This is a genomic window from Sphingopyxis sp. JAI128 (assembly GCF_014207235.1).
In the GTDB taxonomy this organism is placed as follows: Bacteria; Pseudomonadota; Alphaproteobacteria; order Sphingomonadales; family Sphingomonadaceae; genus Sphingopyxis.
In genome coordinates, this window is sequence record NZ_JACHDA010000002.1 from 466,365 (window position 1) to 484,880 (window position 18,516).

The 18,516-nt window shown below is 66.4% G+C and carries 17 protein-coding genes; all 17 read right to left on the reverse strand.

What is annotated here, in order from left to right:
• Positions 1-2 precede the first annotated feature (2 nt).
• The gene (locus tag HDC35_RS06215) at positions 3-941 is read right to left on the reverse strand and encodes a cell division protein FtsQ/DivIB (protein WP_184644740.1); all 939 of its coding nucleotides are present in this window, start codon (positions 939-941) and stop codon (positions 3-5) included.
• Positions 938-1,864, reverse strand: a complete 927-nt coding sequence (locus tag HDC35_RS06220; RefSeq protein ID WP_184644742.1) for a D-alanine--D-alanine ligase — start codon at positions 1,862-1,864, stop codon at positions 938-940. The genes HDC35_RS06215 and HDC35_RS06220 overlap by 4 nt, the downstream gene beginning before the upstream one ends.
• Entirely contained in the window at positions 1,861-2,760 is a 900-nt protein-coding gene (gene murB / locus HDC35_RS06225; protein WP_184644744.1) for a UDP-N-acetylmuramate dehydrogenase, read from the reverse strand. The genes HDC35_RS06220 and murB overlap by 4 nt, the downstream gene beginning before the upstream one ends.
• On the reverse strand, positions 2,757-4,187 hold the full coding sequence (gene murC / locus HDC35_RS06230) for a UDP-N-acetylmuramate--L-alanine ligase (RefSeq protein WP_184645237.1): 1,431 nt from the start codon (positions 4,185-4,187) through the stop codon (positions 2,757-2,759). Before murC ends, murB begins: the two co-directional genes overlap by 4 nt.
• Positions 4,187-5,371 (reverse strand): undecaprenyldiphospho-muramoylpentapeptide beta-N-acetylglucosaminyltransferase, encoded by a 1,185-nt coding sequence (gene murG, locus HDC35_RS06235; protein WP_184644746.1) that lies wholly within the window; start codon positions 5,369-5,371, stop codon positions 4,187-4,189. Before murG ends, murC begins: the two co-directional genes overlap by 1 nt.
• Entirely contained in the window at positions 5,368-6,606 is a 1,239-nt protein-coding gene (locus tag HDC35_RS06240; protein ID WP_184644748.1) for an FtsW/RodA/SpoVE family cell cycle protein, read from the reverse strand. Before HDC35_RS06240 ends, murG begins: the two co-directional genes overlap by 4 nt.
• A 130-nt stretch (positions 6,607-6,736) precedes the next feature.
• A complete protein-coding gene (murD, locus tag HDC35_RS06245; protein ID WP_184644750.1) occupies positions 6,737-8,041 on the reverse strand; it encodes a UDP-N-acetylmuramoyl-L-alanine--D-glutamate ligase in 1,305 nt (434 codons plus the stop codon).
• A complete protein-coding gene (mraY, locus tag HDC35_RS06250; RefSeq protein WP_058804841.1) occupies positions 8,038-9,108 on the reverse strand; it encodes a phospho-N-acetylmuramoyl-pentapeptide-transferase in 1,071 nt (356 codons plus the stop codon). The genes murD and mraY overlap by 4 nt, the downstream gene beginning before the upstream one ends.
• A complete protein-coding gene (murF, locus tag HDC35_RS06255; RefSeq protein ID WP_184644752.1) occupies positions 9,108-10,484 on the reverse strand; it encodes a UDP-N-acetylmuramoyl-tripeptide--D-alanyl-D-alanine ligase in 1,377 nt (458 codons plus the stop codon). The genes mraY and murF overlap by 1 nt, the downstream gene beginning before the upstream one ends.
• Entirely contained in the window at positions 10,481-11,920 is a 1,440-nt protein-coding gene (locus HDC35_RS06260) for a UDP-N-acetylmuramoyl-L-alanyl-D-glutamate--2,6-diaminopimelate ligase (protein ID WP_184644754.1), read from the reverse strand. Before HDC35_RS06260 ends, murF begins: the two co-directional genes overlap by 4 nt.
• A complete protein-coding gene (locus HDC35_RS06265; RefSeq protein ID WP_184644755.1) occupies positions 11,920-13,608 on the reverse strand; it encodes a penicillin-binding protein 2 in 1,689 nt (562 codons plus the stop codon). Before HDC35_RS06265 ends, HDC35_RS06260 begins: the two co-directional genes overlap by 1 nt.
• On the reverse strand, positions 13,605-14,204 hold the full coding sequence (locus tag HDC35_RS06270) for a hypothetical protein (protein WP_184644757.1): 600 nt from the start codon (positions 14,202-14,204) through the stop codon (positions 13,605-13,607). Before HDC35_RS06270 ends, HDC35_RS06265 begins: the two co-directional genes overlap by 4 nt.
• Positions 14,198-15,193, reverse strand: a complete 996-nt coding sequence (gene rsmH, locus HDC35_RS06275; protein ID WP_311770724.1) for a 16S rRNA (cytosine(1402)-N(4))-methyltransferase RsmH — start codon at positions 15,191-15,193, stop codon at positions 14,198-14,200. Before rsmH ends, HDC35_RS06270 begins: the two co-directional genes overlap by 7 nt.
• Positions 15,190-15,690 (reverse strand): division/cell wall cluster transcriptional repressor MraZ, encoded by a 501-nt coding sequence (locus HDC35_RS06280; RefSeq protein WP_184644759.1) that lies wholly within the window; start codon positions 15,688-15,690, stop codon positions 15,190-15,192. The genes rsmH and HDC35_RS06280 overlap by 4 nt, the downstream gene beginning before the upstream one ends.
• Before the next feature lie 274 nt (positions 15,691-15,964).
• On the reverse strand, positions 15,965-17,104 hold the full coding sequence (locus tag HDC35_RS06285) for a GldG family protein (RefSeq protein ID WP_260397560.1): 1,140 nt from the start codon (positions 17,102-17,104) through the stop codon (positions 15,965-15,967).
• Between the two features lie 20 nt (positions 17,105-17,124).
• On the reverse strand, positions 17,125-17,520 hold the full coding sequence (locus tag HDC35_RS06290) for a hypothetical protein (RefSeq protein WP_260397561.1): 396 nt from the start codon (positions 17,518-17,520) through the stop codon (positions 17,125-17,127).
• A complete protein-coding gene (locus HDC35_RS06295) occupies positions 17,517-18,509 on the reverse strand; it encodes a cysteine synthase A (RefSeq protein ID WP_184644761.1) in 993 nt (330 codons plus the stop codon). Before HDC35_RS06295 ends, HDC35_RS06290 begins: the two co-directional genes overlap by 4 nt.
• Between the last annotated feature and the right edge of the window lie 7 nt (positions 18,510-18,516).

Sequence of the window (18,516 nt, forward strand, 5' to 3'; positions counted from 1 at the left end):
TGCTAGCCCTCGTTCGACTGGCGGGCGGCGACCGCATCCGCCGCCGCACGCGCATCGTCGAGTTTGGCGGGCGCCACCTGCCCCTCGTGCGGCAGGCGCAGCACGAAACGGTCGGGATCGCGCATGTCGAAGCGCAAAATGCCGCGGCCGAGCAGCCGGTTGGCGCCGTCCATATGCGCGAATTTGGCGAGCGCGGCCTTTGCCTGCACCTCGCCTTCGGGCAGCGACAGCGTTTCGCCGCTGCGGAAACGCAGGTCCCAGCGGCGATTGCCGACCCAGGTCGCGCCCGCGAGCAATTCCTTGAGGCTGTTCGCTTCGGCGAGCAGGCGGTCGAGGTCTTGCGAGCGCTGGTTGGCGTTCGGCCCGATGACGAGCGGCAGGTCGGGCATCGTGGCGACGGTGACGGGTTCGAGGACGACACCCTTTTCGTCGATCAACGACAGCTTGCCCGAATGCTGCCAGATCGCGGCCGGGGTGCGTTCGACAATGTCGACGACAAGCGTGTCGGGCAGGCGGCGCGACACGCGCGCATCCTTGATCCAGCCATATTTCATCAGGTCGCCGCGCACATCCTCGAGGTCGACCGCCGCCATCGAGCGGTCCTTCTGCGCGAGCGCGATGTCATAGACTTTCAGCCGATCGATGCGGTCGGCGCCGACGACCTCGACCTTCTTGACCTGAAAACCCGCGCGGCCCACCGCCTGCGCATATTCTTCATGGATCTTTGCCGTCACGCCGGTCGCGTGCGCCGCGATGGCGACGACCGCGCACAGGCCGAGCCCCACCGTCCAGTTCGCGATTTTCTGAAGCCGCTGCGGGCTGACCGGCAGCGCGTTGATGATCGCGTCGAGCCGCGACTGCTGGACCTTGCGCCGTTTCTTCGGCGCGCGAGCGGGCCGCCGCGGCGGCGCCTTCCCGCGCTTGATCTGGGTCTTGCTCATAATAACGCTTCCCCCACGATGCGTTCGACGAGTTCGGCATAATCCATGCCGACGGCGCGCGCCTGTTCGGGCACCAGGCTAAGCGGCGTCATGCCGGGCTGGGTGTTGACCTCGAGCAGGAAGATGCCCGCGAGGCCATGTTCGTCGTCCCAGCGAAAGTCCGAACGCGACGCACCCTTGCAGCCGAGCAGGCGGTGCGATTGCAGCGCCAGATCCTTCATCCGCTGCGCGACGTCATCGGGGACGTCGGCGGGGCAGACATGCTCCGTCAAACCCTCGGTATATTTGGCATCATAATCGTAGAAACCCGACTTCACGCGCAGCTCGGTGACCGCGAGCGCCTGGTCGCCGAGCACCGCCACCGTCAACTCGCGCCCCTTGATGAAGGGTTCGGCGAGCAGGCGGTCGAACTCCTGCCACGGCCCCACCGCCTCGCGCGCGATCGGGTTGCCGTAATTGCTGTCGTCCTTGACGATCGCGACGCCGACCGACGATCCTTCGTTGACGGGCTTCAGCACATAGGGACGCGGCAACGGGTCGACTGAAAACAGGCTTTCGCTGTCGACCATCGTCCCCGTCGGCATGGGCACACCATGCGGCACCAGCGCCTGCTTCGTCAATTCCTTGTCGATCGCGATCACCGAGGTGACCAGCCCGCTGTGCGTATATTTCAGGCCCATCAGGTCGAGCATGCCCTGCACCGTCCCGTCCTCGCCCGGGACACCGTGAAGCGCATTGAACACAACATCGGGCTTCGCCTCGGCCAGCCGCAGCGCGACGTCGCGGTCCATGTCGATCCGCGTCACCCGATGCCCGCGCGATTCGAGCGCGTCCGCAACGCCATTGCCGCTCATCAGCGACACCTCGCGTTCGGCCGACCAGCCGCCCATCAGGACGGCGACATGCCACGGACCCCGGCTCACTTCGCCACTCCCACGCGCTGAATCTCCCACTGCAGTTCGATGCCGCTCTTCGCCTTCACCCGGCGGCGGACTTCCTCGCCGAGCGCCTCGATGTCGGCGCTCGTCGCCTGACCGGTGTTGATGAGGAAATTCGTGTGCTTCTCGCTGACCAGCGCGCCGCCGACCGCGAAGCCGCGGCAACCGGCCTCGTCGACGAGAGCCCAAGCCTTGTGCCCGTCGGGATTCTTGAAGGTCGATCCGCCCGTCTTCGAACGCAAAGGCTGCGACGCCTCGCGGCTCGCCGAGATGCGGTCCATTTCGGCCTGGATCGTCGCGGGCTCGCCGGGGCGACCGCGGAAGGTGGCGCCGATCACCACGGCGCCCTCGGGCAATTCGCTGTGGCGATAGGTGTAGCCCAAGTCGGCGAGTGCCAGCGTCCGCCGTTCACCCGAACGCAGCACGACGTCGCAATCGATCAATATATCCTTGACCTCGCCGCCATAGGCGCCGCCGTTCATGCGCACGAAACCGCCGACGGTGCCGGGGATCGAGCGCAGGAATTCCATGCCCGCGATGCCTGCGTCGCGCGCCGTCGAGGAAACGAGGATGCCCGACGCGCCGCCGCCGCAGCGCAGCATCGTCGCGTCGATCGCCTCGACCATGGCGAAAGCCTTGCCCAGCCGGACGACGACGCCGGGAAAGCCGCCGTCGCGGACGATCAGGTTCGATCCGAGCCCGAGTGCCATCACCGGGATTGCGAGATCGAGGTCGCGCAGGAAATCGGCGAGGTCGCCCGCGTCCTTGGGCTCGAACAGCCAGTCGGCGGGCCCGCCCGACTTGAACCAGACAAGCGGCGCCAGCGGCGCGTTGGCGGTCAGTTTGCCGCGCACGGCAGGGAGGGTTTCGGCAGCGCTCATGCCGCCTCCACCGCTGCCGCCAGACCCGCCGCCATCTTGGTAATATCGCCCGCGCCGAGGCAGATGATCACGTCGCCCGCGCCAAGTTCGCCCGCCCCGATGCTCGCGGCGAGGCTCGCGGCAAGCGCATCGGCGTCGGCGACGGTCGAGGCATGGCGATGCCCGCGATCGCGCAACCCCTGCGCCAGCGCGTCCGACGACACGCCCTCGATCGCACTCTCGCCCGCGGCATAGACGGGCAGCGCGAGCACCATGTCGGCGTCGTTAAACGCCTGCTGGAAATCGTCCATATGATCGCGGAGTCGTGTGAAGCGGTGCGGCTGCACGACACCGACGACGCGCCCGGCGCCGACGCCCTCGCGCGCCGCCGATAACACGGCACGAATTTCGACCGGGTGGTGGGCGTAATCGTCGATCACCGTGACGACGCCGCCGTCGACCGCAATCTCGCCGACCTTGGTGAAGCGGCGTTTGACCCCGGCGAAGCCGTTGAAGCCCGATGCGATCTTCTCGTCCGAAACGCCCATGTGCAGCGCCACAGCAATCGCCGCGAGCGCATTCTGGACATTGTGCCGCCCCGACATCGGCAAATGGATGCCCTCGATCGTCCGGCTGTTGCCGTCGCGGTCGCGCACGACGACGTCGAAGTGGTTGCCGTCGGGGCCGGGCGTCACATTGGTGCCGCGCACGTCGGCCTGCGCCGAGAAGCCGTAGGTCACGATGCGCCGGTCGCGGATGCGCGGGATGATCGCCTGCACCTCGGGATGGTCGAGGCAGAGCATCGCCGCGCCATAGAAGGGCACATTCTCGATGAACTCGACGAAGGCGTCCTTGATCGCGTCGAAACTGCCATAATGGTCGAGATGTTCGGGATCGATGTTGGTGACGACCGCGATCGTGCCGTCGAGGCGCAGGAAGCTGCCGTCGCTCTCGTCGGCCTCGACCACCATCCAGTCGCTGGCGCCGAGGCGCGCGTTCGAGCCGTAATTGTTGATGATGCCGCCATTGATCACGGTCGGGTCGATGCCGCCCGCGTCGAGCAAGGCGGCGACGAGGCTGGTCGTCGTCGTCTTGCCGTGCGTGCCGGCGATCGCGACGGTCGATTTGAGGCGCATCAGCTCGGCGAGCATTTCGGCGCGGCGGACGAGCGGGATGCGGTGCGCGAGCGCGGCCTCGACTTCGGGATTGCCGCGCTTGACCGCGGTCGAGGTGACGACGACCGCGACGCCATCGACGTTCGACGCCTCATGCCCGATCGCAACCTTGATCCCGCGCCCCCGCAAGCCTTCGACGACATAGGAGTCGGCAATGTCGCTGCCCTGCACCCGATAGCCCAGATTGTGCATCACTTCGGCGATGCCCGACATGCCGATGCCGCCGATGCCGATGAAATGGATGGTGCCGATGTCGGTCGCAACGCCGCGCATCATTTGTCTCCCGTGCGGGCCGAGGCCATGCCGCTTGCGGCGGCACGCTGGCCCGACGGGGCACCGACGCGGATGACATCCATCATCGGCGGCGCGACGAGCGATTCGACGAGGTCGGCCAGGTCGCGCGTTGCGTCAGGCAGGCCGCAACCTGCCGCTCGCTCGGCCGCTTCTTCGATCGCGCCGGGCTCGAGCGCCATCCGCTGGATATGCTTCGCCACCTCGGCGGGCGTGAAATCGGGCTGCTGGAACGCAATCGCCCCGCCCGCTTCGACAAGATCGACGACATTATAGGTCTGGTGATCGTCCATGGCGTGCGGATAGGGCACGAAGATCGCCGGGCGACCCGCGCAGGCGAGTTCGGCGACGGTCGATGCGCCCGCGCGCGCGATCACCATATGCGCCCAGCGCAAACGCTCGGGGAAATCCTTGATATAGGGCGCGCATTCGGCGGCAACGCCCAGCTCGGCATATCTGGCACGCACCGCTTCGATATCATCCTCGCGGCATTGCTGGACGACCTGCAACCGGTCGAGCAGCGCGCGCGGCAGCATCGCGATCGCGGCGGGGACCACGTCGCTTAGCACCGTGGCGCCGAGGCTGCCTCCGACGACGAGCAAGCGAAAGATGCCGTCCTCGGGCAAGGGCGGGAAACCGTCTTCGCGGATCGCGACGATCTCGTCGCGCACCGGGTTGCCGGTGATATGTTTTTTGAGTTCGTGTCCGGCGGGATAGCGCTGGATATTATGGTATGCGACCGCGACCGCATCGACGCGCGGCGCCATCATCCGGTTGACGCGGCCAAGCACGGCGTTCTGTTCGTGGAGCACGCGCGGCCGTTTCGTCGCGCCCGCCGCGAGCAGGCTGGGCAGCGACGGATAGCCGCCGAAACCGACGACGACCGCGGGATCGAATTCGTCGATCAGGTCGATCGCCATGCGGCGCCCCTTGCGAATCGCGAGCGCCGCCTTCAGCCAGCCGACGGGGCCGCCGTGGATCCGGCCCGCGGGAAGGACATGCGTTTCCATCTCGGCGGGCGCGCCCGGAATCTTCAGCCCGCGGTCGTCGCTGACCAGCGCGACGCGGTGGCCGCGCGCGATCAACTCGCTCGCGAGGGCGTAAGCGGGCAGCATATGTCCCCCCGTCCCGCCGGCGGCGAGAAGGAAGTGGCGGGTTGCGGTCATTTCTTGTTCCAGTTTCGGGTCATCGATACCCGAGCGGCATAGGGGTTTCGCCGGGTCAGCGACAAGAGCAAACCCATGCCGATCGACAGCGCGATGAAGGACGAGCCGCCATAGCTGATGAAGGGCAAGGTCATCCCTTTCGACGGAAAGATTTGCGTGTTCACCGCCATGTTGATCACCGCCTGGCCGCCGAACTGCGCGATCAGCCCCGCGACGGCCAGGATCAGGAAGCTGTCTTCCTCGTCGAGCAGGCGGACGAGGACGCGCACGATGATCGCAAGATAGAGGATCGCGATCGCGATGCACGCGATCATCCCGAATTCTTCGCCGATGACCGAGAAGATATAGTCGGTGTGCGCTTCGGGCAGCTGGAATTTGGCGAGCCCCGCGCCGGGACCAGTGCCGATCAGCCCGCCCGCGGTCAGCGTTGCATGCGCCTTATCGACCTGGAAGCTGTCGCCTTCGGCAAACAGCCAGATGTTGATGCGCTGCTGCGCGACCGGGTAGAAGAAATAGGCAAGGATGATCCCCGCGACGCCCGAACCCGCGAGCATGCCCATGATCCGCATCGACAGGCCGGCGACGAGCACGAGCACGAACCAGGTTGCGGCGAAGATGATCGTCTGCCCAAGGTCGGGCTGGCTCATCAGCAGCAGCGCGATGACGCCGGTGAGCGCGGCGGCGAGCGGCACGACGGGCAGGCTCTGGTCGTGCAGGCGCAGCGACAATATCCACGCGAGCGACACCGCGAAGAAGGGTTTCAGAAATTCCGACGGCTGAAGCCGGAACACGCCGCTGCCAAGCCAGCGCTGCGCGCCGTTCACCGAGGTACCGACGAGCGGCACCAGGAAGAGGAGCGCCAGGAAAAGGATCGTGCCGTAAATCGCGAAGCGGCGGGCCTGCGGCTTGGGCAGCATCGATACCATCAGCATCACCGGCACGCCGACGACCACCCACATCAGCTGGCGGTAAAAATAATAGAGCGGGTCGAGCGAAGCGGTCGTGGTCGACAGTTTCTGCGCCGCAACGGGCGACGCCGCCGCGACCGCGACCAGCCCGACCGCGACGAGGATCGAAACGAGCAGCAGCAGCACGCGATCGATTTCCCAGAACCACAGGCCCAGCGGCGTGCGGTCGGCGCGGCTGAGGCGCGGGCCGCGGCGTTTGGTCGTGCGCGTCGTGGCGATCACCGGGCGTTCGTTTGCGGTGTCCATATTGTCCATCCCCCCGCTCATGTCCCGAATCCCGAATTCAAAACGCCCCGCCCTCTTCCCGCTCGCATCGAGCGAAGTCGAGATGCGCCGAAGGCGTGGACGACCGATAGGCGTCTCGACTTCGTCGAACGCGAACGGAGATTGGGTGCCATCATATGCCAAGCGCCTGTACGAGCGTGCGGAACGCATCGCCGCGCTGTTCATAATCCTTATACTGGTCGAACGAGGCGCAGGCGGGCGACAGCAGGACGATGTCACCCGGCCTCGCCGCTGCCGCCGCCTGTTTCACCGCCGTCGCCATGTCCCCCGAACGCTCCACCGCGATCGCATCGCCGATCTCGGTCGCGAAGTCTTCCATCGCCTCGCCGATCAGATAGGCGCGTTTGACATGGCCGAACCAGGGCCGGCACGCGGCCAGCCCGTCGCCCTTTGCCTGTCCGCCGGCGATCCAGTGGATACGCTGGTCCGGCGCCGGCGGGAATGCCGCCAGCGCCGGTGCAGCGGAAGCCGCGTTGGTGGCCTTGCTGTCATTGTACCAGCGGACACCATCGGCTTCGCCGACCAATTCCATGCGGTGCGGCAGCGACGTGTAGGTCGCGAGGCCGCGTTCGATCTGCTCGTCGTCCAGCCCCAGGACACGGCACACCGCGATCGCGCAGACGGCATTCTGCGCATTGTGCGGCCCTTGCAACGCGGGCCAGCGCGCTTGATCGGGGGGATCGATATCCTTTGCCGAGACGCGATGGAGCCGATGATTGATGCGCCCCGCGATCATCTTCGACGGGTCGTCGTCGACCGCGACGATCGCGACTTGGTCGCGGTGCTGGAGGCTGAACAGGCGCGCCTTCGACGCGGCATAGCCGGCGAAGCCGTCGTAGCGGTCGAGATGGTCGGGGCTGATGTTGGTGAGCACCGCGATGTCGCAGGCAAGGCTGTGCGCGAGGTCGATCTGGTAACTCGACAGTTCGAGCACATAGACGCCATGTTCGGGAAGCGGATCGCGCGACAGGATCGGCAGGCCGATGTTGCCACCCATCAGCGCCGGGATACCGGCGCTTTCGAGCATATGGGCGACGAGTGCGGTCACGGTCGACTTGCCGTTGGTGCCGGTGATGCCGACGACCTTGTGCGGCGGCAGTTCGCCCCGCGCCTCGGCAAAGAGTTCGATGTCGCCGATGACCGGGACATGGGCATCCTTGGCGTGCGCGGCGATCGGATGCCGGTTCAGCGGCACGCCGGGAGAGACGACGACCCCCGCGAAGCCGACAAGGTCGATTTCGAGCGGATCGCCGATATCGGCGCCGAGCGCCATCGCGTCGTCGCGCGCGCCCTCGCGATCGTCCCACGCCGTGACCCCCGCGCCGCTCGCAATCAACGCCTCGACCGTCGCGAGCCCCGAGCGCGCCAGTCCCAGCACCGCATAGCGGCGGCCAGCAAAGGCGCGCGAGGTGATCACCGCAGCTTCAAGGTCGCGAGCCCTGCCAGCGCGAGGACGATCGAGACGATCCAGAAACGGATGACGACGGTCGATTCGGGCCAGCCCAATTGCTCGAAATGATGGTGGATCGGCGCCATGCGAAAGACGCGCTTGCCGGTGCGCTTGTACCAGAAGACCTGGATGATCACCGACAGCGCCTCGACCACGAACAGCCCGCCGACAAGGACGAGGACCAGCTCATGCTGCGCGGTCACCGCGATCGTCGCGAGCGCGCCGCCGAGCGCAAGGCTGCCCGTATCGCCCATGAAGACGGCGGCGGGGGGCGCATTGAACCACAGGAAGGCAAGGCAGGCGCCGATGATCGCGGCGGCGAACACCGCCAGCTCGCCCGCGCCGGGAACGTGCGGGATGCCCAGATATTCGGCGAATTTCACGTTGCCCGACAGATAGACGATGACGAGGAAGGTCAGGCTGGCGATGATCACCGGAAAAGTCGCGAGGCCGTCGAGCCCGTCGGTCAGGTTCACCGCGTTGCCGAAGCCGACGATCAATATCATCGCGAACACATAATAGAGCGGTCCCAAAGGAATCACGATGCCGCTGAAGAAGGGCAGGTAAAGGTCGGTGCCGGTGCGCGAGACGATCAGCAGCACCGCGACGCCCGCGATCAGGAATTCGACGAGCAGGCGCACACGCCCGGGAATGCCGCGATGGCTGGCCTTGGTCACCTTGTCGAGATCGTCGAGGAAGCCGACCGCGGCAAAGCCGCCGGTGACGAAAATGCACGCCCACACGAAACGGTTGGACAAATCCATCCACAACAGTGCGGAGATCATCAGCGAAATGAGGATCATCAACCCCCCCATCGTCGGCGTGCCCTTTTTCGCCAGGTGGCTTTGCGGGCCGTCGTCGCGGATCGGCTGCCCCTTCCCCTGCCGCATGCGCAGCATCAGGATGAAGCGCGGCCCGATCCACAGACCGAGGATCAGCGCGGTCGCAACCGCAGCGCCCGAACGGAAGCTCAGATAGCGAATGAGGTTGAGCGCCCCCGGAAAGCCAAGCCATTCCGCCAGCCAGTATAACATCAATATTCCCCGCTCATCAGCGCCGTAACGACATGCGACAGGCCGACGCTGTTCGACCCCTTGACCAGCACGGCGTCGCCCGGACGGATCACGTCCTTGAGCCGCGCCGTCGCGGCCGAGTGGGCGGGCACATGCTCGAAATCGATGCGCCCCTCAAGCGCTTTGGCGAGCGGCGCCATCTCGTCGCCGACAAGCAGGGCGAATTGCACCCTCGCCGCGACGAGCGGAGCCGCGAGACCCGCGTGATAGGCTTCGCTGCCGGGCCCCAGTTCCTTCATCGCCCCCAGAATCGCGATCTTGCGGTCCGCGGATTCGGTGCCGAGCTGGCCAATGGTGGCCGCCATCGACGCAGGGTTGGCATTATAGCTTTCGTCGATGACGAGGATATGGCCGCCGGGCACCGCGACGCGGTGGCGCGCGCCGCGACCGGCAAGCCCGCCCATTTCGGCGAAGGCCAGGCCCGCCGCCGGCAGGTCGCCGCCAACCGCCTTCACCGCGGCAAGCACCGCAAGCGAATTGGCGACCCAGTGCGCGCCGCCCTGTGCGATCGTAAAGCAGAGCAGCGAATCCTGTACCTGCGCGGTGACGAGCGAGCCGCCCTGCCCGTCGGGCAGCCAGTCGGCCGCGCGCACGTCGGCGCCCTCATTCAGCCCGAAGCTGACGATATGGGCCGCATGGCGTTCGGCCTTGGCGCGGAGGCGCCCGTAATGCGGGCTGTCGAATGGCACGATCGCAGTGCCGCCGGGTTCCAGCCCTTCGAAAATCTCGCCCTTGGCATCGGCGATCGCTTCTTCGCTGCCGAAAAATTCCATGTGCGCGGGCGCGATGGTGGTGACGATGGCAACGTGCGGCCGCACGATGCGCGTCAGCCCCGCGAGTTCGCCGGCATGGTTCATCCCCATTTCGAAGATGCCATAATCGGCGGTCGAGGGCATGCGCGCGAGGCTGAGCGGCACCCCAACATGGTTGTTGTAACTTTTGACCGACCGGTGCGCCTTGCCGGGGCGAAAGCGGTCGAGCGCCGCGAACAGCGCCTCCTTCGTCCCCGTCTTGCCTGCCGAGCCGGTGACGCCGATGATGCGGCCATGGCTGCGCGCGCGCGCTGCGATGCCGAGCGCGTTCAGCGCGTCGGCGCTGTTGGCGACGCGCACGTGCGGATGGTCGATCGCGGTTTCGCACACGATCCCGGCGGCACCGGCGGCAATCGCCTTATCGATGAAGGCGTGGCCGTCGGCGACCTCGCCCTTCATCGCGATGAACAGATCTCCTTTCGTCACTTCGCGCGAGTCGAAAGCGACCCCCTGCAGGGTGAAGTCGGCGCTTGCGGTGCCCCCCGTGGCAGCAGCGATGGCGCGCGCGGTCCACAGCGGGTTCATGCTGCCTCCTCGCGCGCGACGGTCACATCGTCGAAGGGGATGACGCGCATCGCATCGCCCCGGCCGACGATCTGGCCCTGCTCGTGTCCCTTGCCCGCGATGCAGACGATATCGCCTGCGCCGGCGGCGGCGATGGCGGCGGAGATCGCCGCGCGGCGGTCGCCGATCACCTCTGCCCCGGGCGCGGCAGCGGCGATGGCGTTACGGATGGCAACGGGATCTTCGCCGCGCGGATTGTCGTCGGTGATAAACAGCAAATCGGCCTTGGTCGCCGCGATCTTGCCCATTTCGGGGCGCTTCGCCTGATCGCGGTCGCCGCCCGCGCCGAAAACGAGGATCAGCCGGCCGCTCGCATGCGGGCGCAGCGCGTCGAGCGCGGCCTCGATCGCATCGGGCGTATGGGCATAATCGACATAGACGGGCGCGCCCGTCCGGGCGATCGCCGCGCGTTCGAGCCGGCCGCGTACCGGCTGGAGCCGCGCGAGATTGCCGAGCGTGTGCGCGACATCGCCGCCGGTCGCGATCACAAGGCCCGCGGACACGAGCGCGTTGGAGACCTGATAAGCGCCAATCAGCGGCAGATTCACTTTTTGCGTGAGGTCGCCAGCTGCGATGACGAGCGATTGGCCAAGTTGGGTCGGCTCCCGCGAAACGAGACGCAGCGCTTCCCCGCCGGCACCGACGGTCAGCAGCCGGTGGCCGCGCGTCCGAACCGCAGCGATTACCGGCGCAGAATATTCGTCGTCGGCCCAGACGACGGCTGTCCCACCGGGTTCGAGCACCTCCGAAAAGAGCCGCAACTTGGCGGCGAGATAGGCCTCCATCGTGCCATGATAATCGAGATGATCGTGACTCAAATTGGTGAAAGCGGCCGCCTTCACCGGCAGCCCCTCGGTTCGATACTGATCGAGCCCATGACTGGAGGCCTCGAACGCAGCGTGGGTCATCCCTTCGGCGGCAAGCCCCGACATGTTCGACAGAAAGGTGACGATATCGGGGGTGGTGAGGCCCGTCGAGGCGCTGTCCTGCGACGTCGTGATACCGAGCGTACCGATCGACGCGGCGTTGAACCCCGCCATCCGCCACAGCTGCCGCGTCATTTCGACGGTCGACGTCTTGCCGTTGGTGCCCGTCACCGCAACGCAGGTTGCGGGAAAGCGGTGAAAAAAACGCGCAGCGATATGTGCAAAGGCGCGGCGCGGATTGGCGTCGGCTATGTGCACGGCACCCGCCACTTTCGCTTCCGGGCGCGCGACCACCGCGACCGCGCCTGCCTCGACCGCTGGGGCAATGAAATCCTCGCCGTTGAATTTTTCGCCGGCAAAGGCGCCGAAGATGGTGCCCGGCGCGACCTTGCGATGGTCGATCGCGAGTCCCGTCACAACGGGATCGCTGCCCTCCAGCGCCTGATCCTCGAGCAGCGCGGCGAGACGCATCAGTGCGCTTCCTCGCCTTTACGCAGCAGCGGGGTCAGTTCGGACACGTCGACATCGCGACTTTCGTCGGGAAACACGCCGAGCATCGGGCCGGCGCGCGTCACGACCTTGCGCACCACCGGCGCCGCGGTCCAGCCCGCCGTGCGCTGCCCCGAGCTATAGGCATTGCCCTTGGGCTCGTCGATCATCACGAGCACGACATAGCGCGGATTGTCCATCGGGAAAGCCGCCGCGAAGGTCGAAACGAGCGAATGGCGGCGATAGCCGCCCGCCCCGGGCTTTTCGGCGGACCCGGTCTTCCCGCCGACGCGGAAACCCGGAGCATCGGCCTGCTTCCCAGTGCCGTCGGAAACGATCAGGCGAAGGAGCTGGCGCATCCGCGCGCTGGTCGCCGCCTTGAACACCCGGCGCCCCTGCGGCGGCGCCTTGTCGCCGAGCCTCAGCATCGTTGCGGGACGATAGATGCCGCCGTTGACGAGCGCAGCGTATGCGCTGGCGAGGTGGAGCGGCGTCACCGCGATGCCGTGACCATAGCTGGTCGTCATCGTCGTGACCCGGCCCCAGTTTTTCGGCCAGAGCGGAAAGGCGCGCTCCTTGAGGTCGATTTGCGCCCGCTTGTCGAAATCGAGATTGCGAAAGAGCCGTTCCAGATTTTCACGGCCGAGTTCGTCGGCGATGCGCGCGGTCGCGATGTTCGAACTTTCGATCAGCGTTTCAGGCACATTGTACCAGCGACCCGGATGGCTGTCGCGGATGCGAAAACCCGCGATCGGCAGCGGCGCCGTCGCGTCATAGCGACGCGCCATGTTGGTCACCACGCCGTCGTCGATCGCGGCGCCGATCGACAGCGGCTTGAAGGTCGAGCCGAGTTCATAGAGATTGTAGGTGACCGAGTTGCGGCGCGTCGTCGGGTCGCTGCCCGCGAGCTTGTTCGGATTGAAGGTCGGGAGCGAGGTCATTGCCGCGACTTCGCCCGTATGGACATCGAGAATCACGCCGGCGCCGCCGATTGCCTCGAGGTTGGCGACCGCGGCGCTTAATTCGCTTTCGAGCACGCCCTGCACGCGCGCGTCGATTGACAGTGTGAGCGGATCGCCGCGCGTCGCCTTGTCGATCAGGCGCTGGTCGAAAGCCCCCTCCACGCCGGTGACGCCATGGCCTTCGGCGTTGGTAAAGCCGAGCACATGTGCGGCAAGCGTCGACTGCGGATAGAGGCGCTCCTTTTCACGCGGGAAATCGAAACCAACGTCGCCGATCGCGTTCACCGCCGCGACCTGGTCGGGCAGCGCACGACGGCGGATATAGGTCGGACGCGGCCCGCTCAGTCTGGCGAGCAGATCCTCGCGCGGTGTGTCGGGAAAAATCTTGTGCAATTCGTCGGCCAGATATTGCCGGTCGTTGAGCAGTTTCGAGGGGACCACGCGGATCGAATAGCCATCGATCGTCCGTGCGAGCGGAACACCGTTGCGATCGACGATATCGGCGCGTGCGGGAACGAAAGCCGTGGCGGCGCGATTGCCTGCCGCCGTATCGAACAGCGCAAAATAGAGAAGGCGGACCGACACAACCAAAAAGGCCGCCGCGAACAGCAGCATCAAGATCATCAAACGCTGCTGCGCGGTCAGCAATATCTGCTGCCGCACACCAGCGGTACGAACCCGGGTCGGACGGACGACCAGCGTGTTCATCGGCCGGACGCTCCTCCCGCCGCCTCGGCCGCCGCCGCGCGCTTGAGGTCGGCGAGCGTGGATTCGGCGAGCAATTGATCTTCGATCATCCTGAGCTGTTCGCGGCGGCGCGTCGGTGCCATGCGCAGTGGGGTATCGCTGCGGATCGCGCTTTCGGCCTGCGCCAGCACGACGGACTTGGCGGCGGGCTTCGCGACCGACGGCTTTTCCGCTTCGACGAGAGGCGCGGCGGGCGTACCGACGGGCGAGACCATCGCCATTAGCACCGGCGCAACCTCGTTCGCGCCGCTCGCGCGCGGCAGCCGGTCGAGCGAGGCGAGCTGGCGCTCGTTCGCCAGATATTGCCCGGCGTCGGGCGCCGAATAGCCGAAGGTGTCGGCGTTCCACTGTTCGAGCTGGCGCATCGAGGCGCGGACCGCGAGTTCGGATTCGAGATAACGGATATTGTCGCGCGTCCGGACGATGTCGCGCTCGATACGCGTCAACTCGCTGCGCGTCGCCGCGACCTTCAGCGACACGGGATAAAGCATCATTGCAAAGATGAGCACGAGCAGGACCAGGCCGATCCCCTGGAGCTTGCGGGCCGCCATCAGCATGACATTGCCTCCTTGCCTGACTTGTCTTGGGCTGAATGCGCTGGCGCCGCCGTGCGAACCGCACTGCGCAGCGTCGCCGAACGCGCGCGCGGATTGCGCGCCTCTTCTTCCTTGCCCGGCCGCACCTTGCGCGCCGGTGTCTCGAAAGTTGCGGCCCGCGCCTGAGAGGTGGGCGCGGGCCGGTGGCGCGAACCGGCGGCATCGCCTCCGCTGCGTTCGCGCAGGAAATTTTTCACGATCCGGTCCTCGGTACTGTGAAAGCTGACCACGGCAAGGCGACCGCCCGGACGCAGCACGCGTTCTGCGGCATTGAGCCCCGCGACCAACTCGTCGAGTTCCGAATTGATATGGATACGGATCGCCTGGAAGCTTTTGGTCGACGGATCCTTGGGCGCGCCGGGCGGGTGGCGCAGCGCCTTGCGGATCACGCTCGCGAGTTCGGCGGTACGCGTCAGCGGACGCGCGGCGATGATCGCGCGGGCGACCCGGCGCGACTGGCGTTCGTCGCCATAGTGGAAAAGCACGTCGGCAATCTCGGCCTCGTCCGCGCGGTTCAGCCAGTCGGCGGCACTCTCGCCGTCCTGCGCCATGCGCATGTCGAGCGGGCCGTCTTTCTGGAAGGAAAAGCCGCGTTCGTCGCGGTCGAGCTGCATCGACGAGACGCCGATGTCGAAGGTGATGCCGTCGACCGCATCGATCCCGCGCTCGGCAAGCAATCGGTCAATCTCGCCGAAGCGGCCGTGGATCAGCGCGAGCTTGCCGCCGGCCTGTTGGACCAACGCCTGCCCTTCGGCGATCGCGTCGGGGTCGCGGTCGCACGCAATAACCTCCGCCCCCGCGGCGAGCATCGCGCGCGTATAGCCTCCGGCACCGAAGGTCGCATCGACATGGCGCTCACCCGGGGCGATGGCGAGTGCGGCGATGACTTCTTCACGGAGGACCGGATCGTGGCGGGGATCCCGAGGCAGGTCGGGGGAAAGGTCGGTCACTTGCGCCCCTTCCCTTTCGCGGCGTCCCAAGAGGCAGCGAGACGCTGGAGCACCGGGTCCGCCTCGGCACATTCGGCGAGCGTCGGCAGCCACCAGATTTCCAGACGCCGCCCCGACCCCACAAAAGCCGTCGCGCCGGCATCGCCGACGCGGTCGCGGTGGATGAAACTGGGAAGGAAGCGACCGCTGTCGTCGAGCGCATAGGGCTCGGTATAACTGAAACGCTTCTTGAACTCGCCATCCTCGTCGAAATCGAGGTTGCGCAGCCGCGCGGTCTCCCGGTCGCGTTCGATCTCGCCGGTCAGCCGATCATATTGATCCTGGCCATAGGCGACGAGGCACGGCAGTTTTTCATGGAAACCGACCCAGAGTACGCGCTGACCGTCCGCATTGAGGGGCACATTGTTGCGGAACTGAGAGGGAACGGCGATGCGCCCCTTGCCATCGATCGCGGCGAAATTGGTGCCTGCATACTGGCCGGGCGTCACAATCGCCATCGCTCTGCCCCCCGTATCCGCGCCACCGGGCAAAACTTCCCCGTCCCCGGGATCGCATGATTCCGGCTGGTTCGGCACGGGTGGAGATTGCCCCTCTCCGATTCCTGAGTATCAACTATAGATCGGGGTGAAAAGGGGTAATTTAGGGTAAAATAGGGAATCTAGGCCCAATTTGCGGCAAAATGACTGAATTGGCGAGCGAAACGCGTTCGGGGCACGCAAGATGTCGCGACAGTGCGGAATTTTTTCGGGGTTAATTGGGGCGGAGCCCGACTCAAATGGCGCGGCGGCGAATCCACAGCGGGTGGAACATGCGCTGTCCGGCTCCGGGCCACAGGTGCGCGGCTAGCCATTCCATCGTATCGGCCTGCCGCAGGTGGCCGGCGCCCGGAATGATAGGTTGCCACAAAGGCGCGAAGAGCAGGTCGGCGTCGCCGACCAGCCAGGCCTCGCCCGTCCCAACGCGGCATTGGAGAATACTATGTTGCGCATAGGCACGGCATTGTTGCGACAGGCGCACAAATCGACCCGCGCTGAACAGGCGCAGGCGGCTTTCGCCGATGTCGGCCGCCTGCGGCGCGATCTCGTCGGCGGAGGCGGCGCCCAGAACCACATCCCAATGGTCGAGGAGCGGGGTGAGCAGGCTTGTCACCGGAGGATTGCGCGGGTCACCGAGCGGGTGCCGCGCCGGCCAAGCCGAGAGCGCATCGGCAAGGATGACCGCACGGCCTCCGCCGCGCACGAAGGTATCGATCGCGATCAGTTCGCGCGGCGCCAGCGCGCGCGGATGCGCGACCAGTAGCGCGCCGCCGGGTGGCGGGACGTGTTCGACGAGGCTGTCGACGAGCGAGACGGGGCCGGCCGCCTCGATCCGGGCCAGCGCCGGGTCGTCCTGTGTCCCGTCAGCGATCATCGCCGCCATATCGCTGCCACCCGACCAGCGCAGCGGCAGGCCGGTCAGGATCGTGACGGCGGGCGATCCCGCCGGAGCGACCGCTGGGCGATAGAGAAATGCGAGCAGACCATGCCCCACCCCGAACCAGCCGGCAACGAGCAGCGGCGCGGCCAGCCAAGGCAGCAAGCGGAAGGCGGGGCGCCACTGGACGAGCCGATCAGCGGCGAAGGCCGCGAGCGCGCTGGCACCCACCATCAGGGCTAGTTGCGGCCAGCCTGGCGATCCGGCAAGGAAATAAGCCAGCAGCGCCTGCGCCGCTGCCATACAGGTAAGGGAAAGAAGCGCCGTTTGCCAGCGAATCGGCGCGGACTCGTGCCGCTGCCAGAATGCGAGTGCGAGCATCGGCATAGCAAGGAGCGGGAGCGAAAGCGCGGGATCGATACGGCCGAGCAGCGCCTGACCCCCCAACGACCAACCGGCCCCGACGATCAGGATCGCAATCGCAGGAGCGCGCAGCATCGCCCCGCGCAAGGGCGCCGTCACTGTTTCGACTGGCGCGCGCGCTGAAGGGCAGGGTCGGGCTCGAGATCGGGAACGGTCGACGATGGCGCGGCCTGCGGCACCTTTACCGAAGTTGCCGCATTTTCATCCTTCGACGAAGGCGACACCGGCTGGACGCCTAGTTCCTCGAGCGGCGCGCCGCTACTGGCCTGTTCGTCGCCCGGCATCTTGACCTCGGTCGCGGTAGCGGCGTCGGCGGCCGCATTCTGGCGCGCGCGATCACCGATCAGCCCAGCCATGCCGACAAGCAGCAGAACCGTCAGCACCCCGGCAATACCGATCTGCAACCGCCGCATCGTGTCGTTCACCGGCAGGGAGGCATGGACGACCGCCGGTTTGGGCGCCACGCCATTGTCGATCCGCATGTCCTTCATGCCTGCATCTCCTCGGGAGCGTCCGCAAGCCCCTTGCTCGCCAGCCATTCGGGATTGAAGAGCGTCGAAAGATAGCGAAACCCGCTGTCGCACAGGATGGTTGCAATGCGCTTTCCGGGCCCGAGCCGACGCGCCAGCGCCATCGCGCCTGCAACATTGATCCCCGACGACAGGCCGAGGCACAGCCCCTCCTCGTCGAGCAGCTGGCGGACGACCGCAAGCCCTTCGGCATCCGAGATGCGGAATTGGGTGTCGATCGGCGCGCCGTCGAGATTGCCGGTGATGCGGTTCTGGCCGATCCCTTCGGCGACGCTGCTACCCTCGGCCTTGAGCTCTCCGCATTGGTAATAATTGTAGAGGCCGGCGCCGTGCGGATCGGTGAGCGCGACGACGATGTCGTTATTCTTGGCCTTGAGCCCGAGCCCGGTCCCGGCAATCGTGCCGCCGGTTCCTGCAGCGCAAGTAAAGCCGTCGATACATCCGTCCATCTGCGCCCAGATTTCTTCCGCCGTGCCGAAAATGTGCGATTTGCGGTTGGCGATGTTGTCGAACTGGTTCGCCCAGATCGCATTGTCGGTTTCCTCGGCAATGCGGCGTGAGGTGTGGACGAAATGGCCCGGATTGGCGAAGGGTGCCGGCGGAACGAGCACCAGTTCGGCGCCCAAGGCGCGGATCGTCGCCATCTTCTCGGCACTCTGGTTGTCGGGCATGACAATGATCGTCCGGTAGCCCAGCGCATTGCCGACGAGCGCAAGGCCGATTCCGGTGTTCCCCGCCGTCCCCTCGACGATCGTGCCGCCGGGCCGCAAGCTGCCGTTCGCCTCGGCATCTCGGACGATATAGAGCGCGGCGCGATCCTTCACCGATCCGCCGGGGTTGGCATATTCGCACTTGCCCCAGATTTCGCAGCCGGTCGCTTCGCTCGGTCCCTTGAGCAGCACCAGCGGCGTGTTGCCGATGAGGTCGAGGCTGTTTGCAGCAATAGTCATGCGCTTG

Bases quoted from the DNA above. Each gene is read 5' to 3' on its own strand.
- mraY (WP_058804841.1), bottom strand. From the start codon at position 9,108: ATGTTATACTGGCTGGCGGAATGGCTTGGCTTTCCGGGGGCGCTCAAC.
- HDC35_RS06290 (WP_260397561.1), bottom strand. From the start codon at position 17,520: ATGAAGGACATGCGGATCGACAATGGCGTGGCGCCCAAACCGGCGGTC.
- HDC35_RS06265 (WP_184644755.1), bottom strand. From the start codon at position 13,608: ATGAACACGCTGGTCGTCCGTCCGACCCGGGTTCGTACCGCTGGTGTG.
- HDC35_RS06260 (WP_184644754.1), bottom strand. From the start codon at position 11,920: ATGCGTCTCGCCGCGCTGCTCGAGGATCAGGCGCTGGAGGGCAGCGAT.
- murC (WP_184645237.1), bottom strand. From the start codon at position 4,187: ATGCGCGGCGTTGCGACCGACATCGGCACCATCCATTTCATCGGCATC.
- murB (WP_184644744.1), bottom strand. From the start codon at position 2,760: ATGAGCGCTGCCGAAACCCTCCCTGCCGTGCGCGGCAAACTGACCGCC.
- HDC35_RS06285 (WP_260397560.1), bottom strand. From the start codon at position 17,104: ATGCTGCGCGCTCCTGCGATTGCGATCCTGATCGTCGGGGCCGGTTGG.
- HDC35_RS06295 (WP_184644761.1), bottom strand. From the start codon at position 18,509: ATGACTATTGCTGCAAACAGCCTCGACCTCATCGGCAACACGCCGCTG.
- HDC35_RS06270 (WP_184644757.1), bottom strand. From the start codon at position 14,204: ATGCTGATGGCGGCCCGCAAGCTCCAGGGGATCGGCCTGGTCCTGCTC.
- HDC35_RS06280 (WP_184644759.1), bottom strand. From the start codon at position 15,690: ATGGCGATTGTGACGCCCGGCCAGTATGCAGGCACCAATTTCGCCGCG.
- murF (WP_184644752.1), bottom strand. From the start codon at position 10,484: ATGAACCCGCTGTGGACCGCGCGCGCCATCGCTGCTGCCACGGGGGGC.
- HDC35_RS06240 (WP_184644748.1), bottom strand. From the start codon at position 6,606: ATGAGCGGGGGGATGGACAATATGGACACCGCAAACGAACGCCCGGTG.
- HDC35_RS06215 (WP_184644740.1), bottom strand. From the start codon at position 941: ATGAGCAAGACCCAGATCAAGCGCGGGAAGGCGCCGCCGCGGCGGCCC.
- murG (WP_184644746.1), bottom strand. From the start codon at position 5,371: ATGACCGCAACCCGCCACTTCCTTCTCGCCGCCGGCGGGACGGGGGGA.